This window comes from Amycolatopsis sp. NPDC031561, assembly GCF_055580625.1.
In genome coordinates, this window is sequence record NZ_JBVILA010000006.1 from 318,595 (window position 1) to 332,175 (window position 13,581).

10 protein-coding genes are annotated in these 13,581 nt (G+C 68.0%); 3 read left to right on the forward strand and 7 right to left on the reverse strand.

What is annotated here, in order from left to right:
• Positions 1 to 461: 461 nt before the first annotated feature.
• A complete protein-coding gene (locus tag ACZ5IK_RS16765) occupies positions 462 to 2,165 on the forward strand; it encodes a CocE/NonD family hydrolase (RefSeq protein ID WP_465488479.1) in 1,704 nt (567 codons plus the stop codon).
• Positions 2,166 to 2,254: 89 nt separating this feature from the next.
• The gene (locus tag ACZ5IK_RS16770; protein ID WP_465488480.1) at positions 2,255 to 3,289 is read left to right on the forward strand and encodes a helix-turn-helix domain-containing protein; all 1,035 of its coding nucleotides are present in this window, start codon (positions 2,255 to 2,257) and stop codon (positions 3,287 to 3,289) included.
• Here the strand turns inward: ACZ5IK_RS16770 and ACZ5IK_RS16775 are convergent.
• The 6 genes from ACZ5IK_RS16775 to ACZ5IK_RS16800 all read right to left on the reverse strand — a co-directional run bounded on the left by ACZ5IK_RS16775 (position 3,252) and on the right by ACZ5IK_RS16800 (position 11,245).
• Entirely contained in the window at positions 3,252 to 7,286 is a 4,035-nt protein-coding gene (locus tag ACZ5IK_RS16775; protein WP_465488481.1) for a S8 family peptidase, read from the reverse strand. The genes ACZ5IK_RS16770 and ACZ5IK_RS16775 overlap by 38 nt on opposite strands.
• A gap of 198 nt (positions 7,287 to 7,484) precedes the next feature.
• Complete coding sequence (locus tag ACZ5IK_RS16780) at positions 7,485 to 8,114, reverse strand: lamin tail domain-containing protein (RefSeq protein WP_465488482.1); 630 nt, start codon at positions 8,112 to 8,114, stop codon at positions 7,485 to 7,487.
• A gap of 132 nt (positions 8,115 to 8,246) precedes the next feature.
• A complete protein-coding gene (locus ACZ5IK_RS16785) occupies positions 8,247 to 8,555 on the reverse strand; it encodes a helix-turn-helix domain-containing protein (RefSeq protein WP_465488483.1) in 309 nt (102 codons plus the stop codon).
• Positions 8,556 to 8,612: 57 nt separating this feature from the next.
• Positions 8,613 to 9,113: a lamin tail domain-containing protein gene (locus tag ACZ5IK_RS16790; RefSeq protein WP_465488484.1), complete on the reverse strand. Its 501-nt coding sequence runs from the start codon at positions 9,111 to 9,113 to the stop codon at positions 8,613 to 8,615.
• 100 nt (positions 9,114 to 9,213) lie between these two features.
• Positions 9,214 to 9,918: a response regulator transcription factor gene (locus tag ACZ5IK_RS16795; protein ID WP_465488485.1), complete on the reverse strand. Its 705-nt coding sequence runs from the start codon at positions 9,916 to 9,918 to the stop codon at positions 9,214 to 9,216.
• A 370-nt stretch (positions 9,919 to 10,288) separates the two neighbouring features.
• Complete coding sequence (locus ACZ5IK_RS16800; RefSeq protein ID WP_465488486.1) at positions 10,289 to 11,245, reverse strand: ketopantoate reductase family protein; 957 nt, start codon at positions 11,243 to 11,245, stop codon at positions 10,289 to 10,291.
• A gap of 90 nt (positions 11,246 to 11,335) precedes the next feature.
• On the opposite strand from ACZ5IK_RS16800, the gene ACZ5IK_RS16805 reads away from it, so the two are divergent.
• Positions 11,336 to 11,914, forward strand: coding sequence for a TetR/AcrR family transcriptional regulator (locus tag ACZ5IK_RS16805; protein ID WP_465488487.1), 579 nt, complete (start codon positions 11,336 to 11,338; stop codon positions 11,912 to 11,914).
• A gap of 49 nt (positions 11,915 to 11,963) precedes the next feature.
• Here the strand turns inward: ACZ5IK_RS16805 and ACZ5IK_RS16810 are convergent, their stop codons facing one another.
• The gene (locus tag ACZ5IK_RS16810) at positions 11,964 to 13,481 is read right to left on the reverse strand and encodes a nucleobase:cation symporter-2 family protein (protein WP_465488488.1); all 1,518 of its coding nucleotides are present in this window, start codon (positions 13,479 to 13,481) and stop codon (positions 11,964 to 11,966) included.
• Positions 13,482 to 13,581 lie beyond the last annotated feature (100 nt).

Consider the following 13,581-nt stretch of genomic DNA (forward strand, 5'->3'; position numbering starts at 1 on the left):
GGTGTGGTGGACTTTCGATCTTTCCAAACCTTAAGAAAACGGAAATTCTCACATTCACACGGTTACCTGCAACGGAATGGGCGGGATCGGTGACACGAACATCGTCGCTTGCCGATCTGGTCGTCCGTTGGTAAATAGGCGCTCGCGCGATTCGAAAACCGACCGCGATGTGTCGCGTCTCGTTCTCGAAGGCGAGTTCGACCTGTCTGAAACGAACTCTTCGACAAGAACGGCAAGATCCTCGACCTCGCTGTCGTTGTTTCGCGCGACGTCTGGCCGATCCCGCCTCCGGCCGCCACTACGGCCACATCCACGCCTCGATCTATTTCAGGAGCGGGCGACGCCGATTAATGGCCGTCGACGGGCAAGCCACCCGAACGGTTCCTTGCCCGTCGTGACGAGCACCGACCAGTATGGGAGTTCTCGGTTCGAACGGGCGTGACGAAGCGAAGGGGAAACTCTTGTCCGATTTCGATGCGGTGTTCGGCACAATACCCACGGCTGATATCCCGGTTTCTTTCCATCCCGTCAAGATCGAAGTAGCCGAAGACCCCGAATTCCCCGGAAGGGCCGTGGAACTCGATGCCTGCGTCGCCTTACCGGAAAATGCCCAGCCCGCCGAATATCCTTTGATCGTCCTGCCCGCGCCCTTGGCGCCGATCGGCTGGCGGGCTTATGCCGTATTCTATCCTCTGCTGAAGAAAGGCTTCATGGCCAATCTCGCGGCGAAAGGATACGTCGTCGTCGCCTACAGCGAGCGCGGTCTTTCCCACTCCGGCGGGAAGATCGACGTCGCCGGCCCGCGTGATCAGGCGGATGGGACGGCGGTGATCGACTGGGTCTCCGAGCACATCCAGGCAGCCGACCTGAGTCGCATCGGCTTGGCGGGCGCCTCCTATGGAGCGGGGCAGAGTCTTCTGATCGCCGCCAAGGACAAGCGCGTGAAGGCGGTCGTCGCCATGAGCGCGTGGGGTGACCTGTTCAAATCGCTCTACGAGAACGAGACCAGGCACATCAAAGCCTTCCACGCGCTCCGAGGCCTGTTCCAGACCTGGCCGGGCCCACCCTCCCTCCCCTCCTTCCCACCTCAGCCGCAGCCCGATCCGATGCCGGGGGTGAGCAGGCTGAATGCCGAAACCGAAGAGGTCTTCCAGCACATCGTCGACAACGTCGAGATCGGACGACTGCGGGCGTTCGCCGACCAGCGCTCGCCGATCCAGCCCGAGTTCCTCGACGAACTGAACCGGCCGGATCTGGCGATCCTGCTCTGCACCTACTGGCACGAGACCATTTTCTCGAACAACAGCGTGGTGGATCTCTTCAACGGCCTGACCATCGACGCCAAGAAACTCATCGTCCAGGTCGGCGACCACGGCAACGCCGAGGGCACCGGCCTCGCCGGCGAGTACAGCAGGCCCACCGTCGCCGCCATGAACTGGTTCGACCTGCACCTGCGGGACGAGGGCGAACAGGAGACCGATCCCGTCGTCGTGGAGACGATGCCCTATCCCTACGCCGACGCGCGTCGCTACCGCACCTGGGAGGACTTCACCAACGCGCCGGTGCGGTTCCACCTCCACGCACCCAGCCTCGATGCCGACGGCAGCCTCGACCCCCAAGAGACCGGATCCTCCTGGAGCCACACCGTCCAGGTCGAGGAGACCTCGGCCGAGATAGCCGACACCTTGATACAGAGAGGAATCAGCGAACGCCTCGCCCAGTTCCATCGCTACAGCACCAGGAACATCTCCAGGAAGAACGCCGCGATCTGGAGTTGCCCGCCCTTCGGCGAGAACCAGCGCATCAGCGGCGAAGTGCGGTTGAGGCTCACGGTGACACCGCAGAACAAGGACGCGACCATCGTCGCGTACCTGTTCGACGCGACCGCGGAACCCTTCACCATCCCCCCGAGCAAGAACTTCGACCGCATCATCACCAGCGCCGCCTATACCGTCCTGGACGGTGAAGCAGGCGTTCCGGTGACGATCGACGTACCTTTCCAACTGACCAATTACCTCATCCGCGCCGGGCGATTCCTGCGACTCGTCGTGGACACCAAGGACAAATTCCTCGCCGACGCCAACACGGACACCACCACGCTCACCATCTCGAGCACGGCGGATCAGCCCTCCAGCATCACCATTCCCCTCGCCGCACAAACGTGAGGAAAATCCCGCGATGAGGCGCGGTCCCTTTTACCGGCCGAAGCCGGTAGGGTCGGGTGAAAGCGACCGCGCCTGCGGCGGGAGAGCAAATGCTGGACATCATCGGCCTGAGTGAAATCGACGTCGACGTCTACGATGCTTTCGCCGGCACCGGTTCGATGACCGTCGCCGAAATCCGGCAACGAACCGGAGTGCCTCACCAGCGGCTGCTCCCGGTTCTGCGCGTGCTGACCGGAAAAGGATTGCTCACCAGGCTTCCCGGCCCGGCGGAGGCATATTCGGCGGTGCGACCGGAGATCGCGCTGGAAGCGATGCTCCGGCAAAAGGAGCAGGAACTCGCGAGTGCGCGGCTGGTCGCCGACAGACTGCGCGAGCGGTACCGGGCGACGTCCGGTCAGCGCCCGGTCGACCTCATCGAGGTGATCCACGGGAACGCGCTCATCGCCGACCGGACCGATCAACTACTGCGTTCGGCCGAGCAAGAGGTCGCCTTCGTCGACAAACCGCCTTACGCGCGAACGCCGAGTGTGCTGCACCCCGCCGAACGTGATCTCCTCGGCCGGGGTGTGCGGTTTCGCGGGGTTTACGAGCGCAGCGCGCTGGAACTGCACGACCTGTCTTCCGATCTCGAGGCGGGCCTCGCCCTCGGCGAGGAGGCCCGCGTGGTCACCGCCGCCCCGCTGAAGATGATCGTGATCGACCAGCGCATCGGACTGGTGCCGCTGCGTTCCGATCTCCCCGAAGTCGACACGGCACTGGTGATCCATCCGTGCGCCCTGCTCGACGCGCTCAGCGCCGTCTTCACTTTCCTTTGGCAGAAAGGACTTCCGCTGTACCTGCCCGGGTCGGCCGAGCAGGCGGACGTCGCGCCTTCCGACGACGCCCGCCTGCTCGCCTTGCTCACCACCGGGCTGCCCGACCGGAGCATCGCCAAACAGCTCGGCATGAGCTACCGGACCTTCCAGCGACGCCTCCGCGACCTCATGACCGCGCTCGGTGCGACCACCCGGTTCCAGGCCGGGCTTCAGGTCGCCACCCGGGGTTGGGTCACCCTGCCCGCGACCCAACCCCCGCGCGAGGAGGACGTCACCGAAGGCGCGGATTCACCTTCGCCACCTCCGTGAGCGCGTAGGCCCGCTGGACCGTCTGCGTCACGGTGTTTCCGGAACCGTCCCGCGCGTCCGCACGCAGCCAGACGAACCCGTCGGTCGCCGCGAGCTGCGGGTGCGCCACCGTCACCGACCACAGCCCGGTTCCGTTCGGCCGGGCGGCCGCCGCCGTCCAGGTTCGGCCGCCGTCCGTCGACGCCGAGACCCGCAGCTGCGTCACCGGCCCGCCGCCCCGTGCGCCGCTGTGCGACCCGGCGAACACGTCGAAGGTGAACGGGCGTCCCGCCGGTGCCCGGCCGCCGAGATCCAGCGGCAGCCGGTGGTCCAGCTGGATGAGCGGCTGGAAGGAACACGCGCTGCCCGATTCGTAGCAGTTGAACCCGAGCGGTGACGCGGCAGTGGACCGTGCCGAGGCGAACGTCCACGACGCGTCGGTCCGCGGCGCGTTCTGGAACAGCACTCCACTCGCGGCACCGACCTGTGCCTGGCCGGGCATCACGTCGGTCACGTCCAGCCGGTACGTGGCGGGTGCGGGCGCGAGCCGGAACACCGGGACGAGCGCGAGCGGATCGTCCACATTGGAGCGTGGGATCTCGGTCCCGTCCCGGTACAACCGCACCGTGGTCGTCGCGAAGTACCGCGCGTTCTCGTAGGGATTCGTGTAGTGCCCGCCCGAACCGGCACCGGCCGAGCCGTCCATCCACTGCACCGCGGGGACGAACAGGTCGGGGTCCGCGCCGCCGCGGCACATCGAGCACAGCGCCGCCCAGCCGGTGGCCGTCGCCGGGTAGCGAGCCGGATGGTCGGACGGCAGTTCGACCGACCCGCTGTGCATCGGTGCGCGGAACCAGTACTCGTCCGGCCTCGACCGCTCGCCCGCGCGGTAGATGTTCTGCGCGTTCATGCTCAGCGCCGCGCGACGGCCCGCGGTGTCGGCGCCGGACAGGGTGACCACCCGTTTCCAGACCAGCCGATCGTTCGCCGGGCCGGTGTACTCGGTCCACGTGCCCGGCACCGGGATCTTGGTGCCCTGCACCGCCTGCGTCTTCCACAGGCCGGTCGGGAAGGCGTACCAGTTCTTCTGCCCGGTCAGCCCCGGCTTTTCGGCCTGGTAGCCGGTCTTCGTGGCGACCAGCGACTTCGGGTCGACACGCCGGACGAGATCCTTCGGCACCCCGTTGGCGTCGAGGTAGCTGAGGTTGTACATCGCGTCCGGAGCCGCGCGCACCAGCAACCGCACCGAAACCGCACCCGCGGTCCGCAGCGCCTCACCTTCGTCCCAGCCGAGGGACAGGGTCGGCACCACCGCACTGCTGAGCCCCGGAATGCTCAGCGAACCCGGTGAACCGGCGTACGGGATCATCGCCGCCCCACCCGCGGCGGCCACCTCGCGTGCCGCGTTGGCGATGCCGGTGGTGACGCCGCCGACCGGGTCCGGCGAACCGGGTTGGACCGGGATCCGCACCAGGACCGCCTTTCCGCGGACGTCGAGACCGGCGAGGTCACTCGCGCCACCCGCGCCGCCGAACACGACCGGCAGCGTCCGTTCACCGGGTGACCTCGCCGTCAACGTCGGCACGTCGTACGCGGGATTCAACGCGACCGAGCCGCCGGTGACCCGCATCTCGACCGCGGTCTGGGACAGCGTCGCGCTGTCCTGCAACGAAATCGCGCCTGCCGAGGTGGCCGCCGCGGGTGTCACGCGCACGTCCCAGCCCGAGCCCGCGGTCAGCCCGGCTTCGCCGACGAAGCCGTTCACTCCCGCTCCGCCGGGGATCACGCGCCGCAGCATCACCGTGCGGTCCCGCAGGTCGGTGGGGGTGGGCGTGACCAGCCCCGCCGGAACGGCGCTCGCCGCGTTCAGCGCGATCTCGGCCGGAGCCGTGACCGAGACCTGGGTCGCGCTCATCGCCGACCAGCGACGCACCGCCAGCCCGCGCTCCATCACCCAGCCGAGTGCCGAATAGCGCCCGGCGGGCACGAGCACCCGGCCGACCCCGTCGACCAGGCCGATCTGCTGGCTGACCTGGTCGAGGAACGGGTCGTTGCGGTTGCCGGCACCGGCCGCGTCGTCGATCAGCTGGGCCGACGCGACCTGAGCCGGACCACCCGCCGAGTCCCGCACCCGGATCGTCACCGGGAACAACTGGGCCGCGTTGTAGGTACTCACGGCCGTCCGCACGGAGCTTGTCCCATCCGCGGTCGTGGCCACCACGGCGCCGCCGTAGACGCCCGCCACCCCTTCGCTCGGGTCCACGACGAGGTCGACGGTGATGCTGGACTTCGGCGGGATCGACAGATCCGTCTTCGCCAGCCGCATCCCGGTGACGGGCTTGGCGCCGCCGTCCCAGGGCTGCACGGTCAGCTTCAGGTTCAGTGCCAGCGGCCGGTCCCCGGCGTTGGTGTAGGACAGCTGCCGGACGACCTGAGCCGCGCTGTTCGCCGTCCGCTCGTTGCGGCCGAAGCTCGCGACCGCGGTGCCGGTCACCTTCTGCGAGACGGCCCGCGCGACGTCGAGGACTCCGGCTCCCTGCTCGTACCACCGGAGGCCGACGTCCTTGGCCGTGGTGACGAGCGTGTTCTTCAGTTCCTGCCAGGTGATCCCCGGCTGCTGCTGCAGCAGGATCGCCGCGGCGCCCGCGACGTGCGGTGTCGCCATCGAAGTACCCGACGCGGCGGTGTAGGAGTCGTCCACCGGCTCGCCCATCGCCGTGTCCGCGGCCCGGGCGGCGACGATCCCGACGCCCGGCGCGGTGATCTCCGGTTTGACCGCGGCGTCCCGCAGTCGCGGGCCGCGGCTGCTGAACCATGCGATCGCGTTGTCCCTGCCGACCGCCCCGACCGTGAGCGCGGACGTCGCCGCCCCCGGCGTCGTGACGGTCCGGTCACCCGGCCCGGAGTTCCCGGCCGCGACCACGAACAGCGTGCCCGACTTCGCCGAAAGCGTGTCGATCTGTTCGCTCAACGGGTCGGCTCCGTCGCTGACGCCGGCGCCGAGGCTGAGGTTCACGATCTTCGCGCCCTGCGCGACGGCCCAGTCGATCCCGGCCATGACCTGTGCGGTGTCACCCTCACCCGAGGCGTCGAAGACCTTGGCCACCACCAGTTTCGCGTCCGGTGCCACGCCCTTGTACCGGCCGCCCGAGGCCGCGCCGGTGCCGGCGACGATCGACGCGCAGTGGGTGCCGTGGCCATGGCGGTCCACGACGTCGCCTTCTCCGCTGAAATCCGCCGAAGCGATCGTCTTGCCCGCCAGATCGGGATGTTTCTCGTCGATCCCGGTGTCCACCACCGCGACCGTGGTCCCCTTCCCGGTCCACCCGCCGCTCCACGCCGACGGCGCACCGACCTGGCCCGTGCTCTTGTCCAGCGTCACCCGGACCTTCCTGTCCAGCCGGACCTGCGAGATCCCTTGGTTCAGCACGGGTTTCCCGCCCGGGTCGAACGCGACGAGCGAACGCCAGAACTCGGCCGTCCCCGCCTTCTTGACCTGCACTCCCACCCCGTTGGCCGTGACGAGCGGAGTGGGCCGCTGGGTCTGCGGGAGTGCCTTCGCCTTCGCGTCCAAGGACCGCGCGGACAGACCCGACCGGTCGGCGTAACGCACGATGACCGGGATCGTGGCGCTCGCCGCGTCGTCACGCCGGTCTCCGACGAGCGCGGTGACGTTGAACAGCTCCCGGCCGAGCAATCCCTTGCCCACGAACGGAAGCGCGTCCGACGGATACACCATCAGTCCGTCCGCCGTGGTCGTGATCTGGAACGCCGGGCTCGGCCGGTCCGGCCTTACCGCCGGTTCGACTTGAGCCGTGTCGTGCCCGGCGCCGTCTCGTTCGTAGGTCACCACGTCGCCGGTGAGCAACGTGACGCGATGGACGTCCGGCCGCCCGGCGGCGGGTGCGGGTCCGGACAGGGCAGCGGTCGCAGCGGTCGCGGTCACCGGCAACGGGAAAAGGGCGACCAGTACGGAGGCCGCCAGAATCGCCGAGGGGTGCCGTGGGCGTCTCGTCAAGTGACTCTCCTCGGATAGTGAGAAGCGGCCGTGGTCACGGCCGCCGCGAAGTTGGAGTTTCCCGAGGATGAGGCAGGAGTTACTGGAAGAAAATAACTCTCGGTGGCGGTATGTCGCCGTTGGCGAGATACCGCCATGGAAGGGCCCGGACCGCCGACGGCGGCCCGGGCCCGGTCTGAACGGGTCGGTTCTTCGGTTCTACAGACCCGGGGAACGCAGCTGCAGCGAGAAGTCCTGCCGGTTGTTGTCGGTGTCGGTGCTCAGGATGTTGCGGGTGTTCGCCGCGTCGAGCTGATCGGTGGTGGTGCTCTCCGGAGTCGCCGCCTGGCCTTCACGCGGGGTCATCACCGAGTTGCTGAAGGCGACACCGTCGATCTTCGCGCCGGCCAGGTTCTGCACCGAGAGGCCACCGAGGGTCGGGATGCCCTCGACGCTGGTCAGCGTGAACGGGATGACGTACGTCTGGTCGGCGATGGTGCCGGAGAAGTTCTGCCCGACCAGCACCGCGAACTGGCCTGCGTTGCCCTTCGGCTGCAGGATCGTGCCCGCGGGCAGGACGATCGTGTCGACCACGACGTTCGACGGCGAGTAGATGCGGACCACGTGGCCGCTTACGTCCTGCTGCTGGTTCGAGACGTTGCGCAGCTCGACGTACTCGTCGAGCAGACCGTTCACGCCGCGGGTCGAAACCTCGTTGATGACCACGGAGCCCGAGACAAGCGGCGCGGCCTCGGTTTCGTGGCCTTCACCGGCCGCATTCGCGACACCGCCCGCCGTTCCCATCGCGAGCATCGCCAGTACCGCCGAAACGCCCAGAATTCGTCGCACGAGAAAATCCTTTCAGCTTGATTACCGGGGTTTTGTTCGCCGGACCGGAATCCTTTCGGCCGGTGGCGACCAGATAAGTATCCGAGAACCGGGGCACCGCCGGGAAGTGGCCAGTTTTGCGGTACTTTCCCATCAGTCGATAAGGGTCCATCGCTGCCCGGGCGCGTCTTTACGCCGCCGTCTTCTCGCAACCGCGGCGGCGACCTCGAGTTCCCGGCAGGACGTGTCCAGCACGTCGCCGAGCCACTGCCGCCAATACGGACCGGGAATACGTTTTCCCCTTTCCCAGCGGGAAATCTCCACTCGGGTGACGCTGTCGTTGCCGGAGTGGGTATGCAACTTCGCGACCAGGTCACCCTGCGACCAGCCTCTCGCGATTCGCTGTTCGGTGAGCAGTTCGGACAGCGGGGTCACGTCCCCGCCTTCGCCGTTCGCGGCCACGACCGCACCTTTCTGGTACAGGCACACGGATTCCAAAACGGACTGACAAACCGGCTCTCAGCCGAGCGGTGGCACACAGCCGAAGTCGGCCTTGTTGTTGTCGGTGTCGCGGCTGACGGCGTCCCTTGCCTGGGCGAGACCGGGACAGCCGACGGCGGCCTGGTTCTCGCGGCAGGGTGACGACGGCGCCCATCCGACGCTGTCGACCCGGGTTCCGCGCCGGTCCAGCAGCATCTCGCCGTCCCCGACGATCGCCTCGACGACCAAGTGCTGCACGGTCCCGCCGAAGCCCTGTCCGGTGATGAGGAAGTGGTCACCGGCGGGGATCTCGCTCCCGGCGGGCAGGGTGGCCAGTTCGAGGGGCACCGCTCCGCCGGTGCACGCCTGAACGGCCCAGCCACCGATGTCGAGGGTGGTGGCGCCGGTGTTGCGCAGGTCGATGTAGCCCGCCGGGCCGCCGAGCACCTCATGGATCTTGACCGACGAAGACCGGACCACGTCCGGAGCGGGGATTCCGGCGAGCGCGAGGATCAGGAACAGGGAACCCGACTTCGTCATGCCTGCAACGCTAGGAAAACGATCTCGGCGACACAGGATACGGCGGGTACCGAACCTGGTCCGGTCTCGGTACTTCCGGTACGCCGCCCACCCGACCGGCCTATCCGCGGTACCCGGCCAGCCGGTCCGCGGCGAACGGCTCGCCTTCGTGCGGGGTCGTTTCCAACCGGGGCAGCGGGTTGCCGCCCGGCCGGAACCGCAGTGCCCGGAACAGGTCACGCCTGCTGCCGAAGCCCAGCTTCTGCAGGATCCGGCTGACGTAGTTCTTCACCGTCTGCGTCGCGAGGTGCAGTTCTTCGGCGATCTCGTCGTTGGACCACCGGTAGAGGATCAGCGCGAGGATCTCCTCCTCCCGCCTGGTCATCGCGCTCGCGTACCGCACGGCTTCGCCGACCACCGGCGGGGATCCGCCCGCCTGCAGGCACACCCGCTGCCCGGCGAGCGTGGAGCGTACCGCCGACATCACCTGGCCGCCGTTGGCCGACTTGTGCACGAAGCTGTCCGCGCCCGCGTTCAGCGCCGTGGCGATGGCCGAGGGCGAGGCGTCACCGGCGAAGACCAGGACGGTCACGCGCTCGAAATGTTCCTTGACGAACCGGCAGATCGCGGTCCCGGCAGGCTCACCCCAGATCGACAGTTCGGTGATGACCATGTCCGGATGACGTTTTTCGCACTGCCACAACGCTTCCGGCTCGCTCGCGGCCTCGGCCACCGCCCCCACCCCCGCCGAATCCCGCAACAGCCTGCTGAGCGCGTATCTGATGAGAGGCTGATCGTCTACTACGAGCGTGGTGACGCGGTTCATGGTTCCCCTTGGGGTGCTTGACGGTTGCCCAGGACGACCCGGGCCGTGCGGTCGCTCCGGTCCGGGCGGCGCCCGCATTCGCCGAGAACAGCTTCGCTCGCTCGGGCGATCCGTCAAACCGACCGCCGCGGCGACGTCGGTACTCATTTTCCGCCGAATCCTCTTTCGTCGCGGTCCGGCATGGATCTTCCCGCTTCTCCTCGCGGGTGAGGACCCGCAATCGGGTGACAAGGAAGAAAAGTCGCGTACGAGGTGGCCGGATTTGGGCCGGACGGCGGAACAGGGATACGGTCAAGGTTCCTTGAGGATTGGTTCTTGTCGTTGAAAAATCCGGCGTGCGCGGAAAGTCGTATTATCGGACCCGCTTCCGTTAATACGCGCGTGCACCGAAGTGCGGTTCCGCCGCTTCCAGCCGTGGTACCGGGATGCCCAACCGTCGTGCTTCGGCCAGGGTGTCCCGGCAGACCTCACGAGGCTCCTCGGCGTCGGGGTCGGAGTGCGCCGTGAGACTCAGGCGCGCCGGCGCGACATGAGCGGTCAGCCAGGCGAGAGCGGAGGCCGTCAGCCAGGTGGGCGCCCGGAACGGCAGCAAAGCGACCCGGTGACGTCGCAGGTCGATACCACGCGCCTCGAGGAGCGGCAGCAACTCGCGGCCGGTCAGCAAGCCCGCGCGCAGGTCGCCCGCCGACCCGGCCAGCTCGGACAGGGAACCCAGCCGCAGGCCCTGCGAGAGGAGGCCGGCATCCGACACGAAGTGGACCCACAGCCAGCCGCGGAAGTCGGGCCGCTCCTTGATCCGGAGCCCGGCCTCGCGGAACGCCTGGCGCACGGCGCGCTCCCGGTCGGTCGGAGGCCTGCCGAGGGTCCCGAAGAAGACCGACGGCAGCAGCACCCCACGGAGCACGCCGTCCGCGTCGAAACCGCCACCGGCCTGGGGAAAGCCCCAGGCGATCCGGTCGAGGGGAAGGGGGTCGACCGCGGCCTGCGGCTCGGTCCAGATGTTGCCGAACACCAGCACCGTCGCCTCGCCGATGCGCGGAGCCAGGAAGGCCGACGCCTCCGCGAGGCGATGGTGCGGCAAGCTGAGCACGATCAGGTCGAAGTCGTGGTCCGGCTCCAGCGTCTCGTGGTAGCGCACCGGCCACTTCTCGGCGACGCGCCGCCCCCACACGCGGCGCCGCGCATCGAACAGGTCGAGGTCGATCGCGTCCCCGTACGCCGCGGCACGGCCCGGCCGGACGTAGAACTCGACCTCGTGCCCGGCCCGTTCCAGGACCCGGCCATAAATGGTGGCGATCACGCCTCGGCCGAACATCAGGATCTTCACGCTGCACCTCGCGAGGTATGATCGATCTGGAGATCATCTCCACTTTCGAAAATATGGAGGTCATCTCCATTTGTCAACGTAAGGGAGCGTATGACCGCCGACAAGCCGCTGCGGGCCGACGCCCGGCGCAAGCGCGAGGCCCTGCTCGCCAAGGCCAGAGAGATCTTCCAGGCCGGTTGCTTCTTCGAGCTGCGCTTCGATGACTTCGCCTGCCTGGCAGGCGTGGGCACCGGCACGCTTTACCGCCACTTCCCCACCAGGGAGGCACTGGCCGAGGCGGTCTACCACGGGGAAGTCGCCGCACTGTGCGACCGCGCCCGCCTGCTCCAGGACACGCTGCCCGCGGCGGAGGCCTTGGCGACCTTCCTCCGCGACATGGTCGACCACATAGCCGCCCACGAGGGCCTGGCCCGGACACTGGCCACGCTCATGGCCGATCGCTCGGGTGCCCTCGCCGAGGGCAGCCGGGCGCTGGAGCAGGCTGTCACCGACCTGGTGGCCGCCGCCGTGCGGGACGGTGCCATCCGCGACGACGTGGGTCCCGGCACGATCATGATGGCGCTGCACGGCATCGGCGCGGCTCATGACCGCCCCGATTGGCGGGCCGAGGCCGACGGTGTCATCACCCTCGTCCTGGTCGGGCTGCGGCCGCCCGCCTCCCGCGAATGAAGGGGTCACCGGACGGATTTTTTCGCCGCCTTGAGCGAAACGTGCCGCCTCAGTGCGTTTCCGGTTCGGCGCCGATCCGGTACTGCACCGGGCGGCCGTCCGCGCCCCGCACCGGGACCGGTTTGCCGTCTGCGTCCACGATCTTGCCGTCGACGATCCTGTCGCCGTCCTCCAGCTGGGAGAAGGCTTTGAGGTCGGAGTAGTCGATCACGCGGGTCGCCGTCGCGAACACCGACGGGTCGGTGCCCGCCTTGCCCGGTTTCAGATGGTTGAACACCAGGTTCAGCACGACGGCCATGAGCGCGGCGGAACTGATGCCCGAGTGGAAGATCGTCCCGACCCACGTCGGGAAATGGTGGTAGAAGTCCGGCGCGGCGATCGGGATCATGCCGAAACCGATGGAGGCCGCGACGATGACCAGATTCAGGTTGCCGTTGTAGTCCACTTTGGACAGCGTCTTGATTCCGGACGCCGCGACCGTGCCGAACAGCACGAGACCGGCGCCGCCGAGGACCGGGTACGGGATCGCCGCGACCACCCGGCCGAGTACCGGGAGCATCCCGAGCACCAGCAGGACCGCTCCCCCGGCGGTCACCACGAACCTGCTCTTGACCCCGGTGATCGCGACGAGGCCGACGTTCTGCGCGAACGCGCTCTGGGTGAACCCGTTGAAGATCGGCGCGATCGCCGAGGACGCCATGTCGGCGCGCAGCCCGTCGCCGATCCGGCGCTTGCTGACCCGTGTCCCGACGATCTCCCCCACCGCGAGGATGTCGGCCGTGGTCTCGGTGAGGGTCACCAGCACGACGATGAACATCGACAGGATCGCGGCGATGTCGAAGGTCGGCACCCCGAAAGCGAACGGTGTCGGTACCGCGAAGATCGGGCCGTCTCCGACGTGGGAGAAATCGGCCTTGCCGAGCACGGCGGCCAGCAGGGTGCCCACCACGATCGCCAGGAGGATCGAGAGCCGGGAGATCGCCGGGACGGCGACCTTGCTGAGCGCCAGCACGAACATCAGGGTCAGGGCGGCCAGGCCGATGTTGGAGACCGAGCCGAAGTCCGCGGCCTTGGTGTTGTTGCCCATCGCCCATTGCGCCGCGACCGGCATCAGGCTGAGCCCGATCACCGTGATCACCGTCCCGGTGACGACCGGCGGGAAGTACTTCACCAGCCGCGAGAACACCGGCGTGATGAGCAACCCGAGCAGCGTGGACGCGATCACCGCCCCGAACACCGCGGGTAGCCCGCCATCGGCCACGATCGCCGTCATCGTCGCCACGCCGGCGAAGGAAGTGCCCTGGACCAGCGGCAGCCGGGAGCCGAAGAAGGGCACGCCGAACGACTGCAGGATCGTCGCCAGCCCGCCGATGAACAGGCACGACGCGACGAGCAGCCCGATTTCGGTGGGCGAAACGCCCGCGACGCCGCCGATGATCAAGGGCGGCGCGATGATCCCGCCGTACATCGTCAGAACGTGCTGGATGCCGTACGTGAAGCTCTTGCCGATCCCCAGCCGTTCGTCCTCGGGCCTGACGCCCTCTTCGGCCTGCGTCCTCTTCACCATGGATCCGCCTCTCGGCACCAGCGAGCGATTCCGGGCAATTTCAGTCTGCGGAGGTTAGCTTCCACATAGTAGAACTTGCAAGACCGAAGTCGGAGTCACT

What these genes read in the sequence shown, in the direction of transcription:
- ACZ5IK_RS16770 (WP_465488480.1), top strand. Translation starts at nt 2,255, where the DNA reads ATGCTGGACATCATCGGCCTGAGTGAAATCGACGTCGACGTCTACGAT.
- ACZ5IK_RS16790 (WP_465488484.1), bottom strand. Translation starts at nt 9,113, where the DNA reads ATGACGAAGTCGGGTTCCCTGTTCCTGATCCTCGCGCTCGCCGGAATC.
- ACZ5IK_RS16795 (WP_465488485.1), bottom strand. Translation starts at nt 9,918, where the DNA reads ATGAACCGCGTCACCACGCTCGTAGTAGACGATCAGCCTCTCATCAGA.
- ACZ5IK_RS16805 (WP_465488487.1), top strand. Translation starts at nt 11,336, where the DNA reads ATGACCGCCGACAAGCCGCTGCGGGCCGACGCCCGGCGCAAGCGCGAG.
- ACZ5IK_RS16810 (WP_465488488.1), bottom strand. Translation starts at nt 13,481, where the DNA reads ATGGTGAAGAGGACGCAGGCCGAAGAGGGCGTCAGGCCCGAGGACGAA.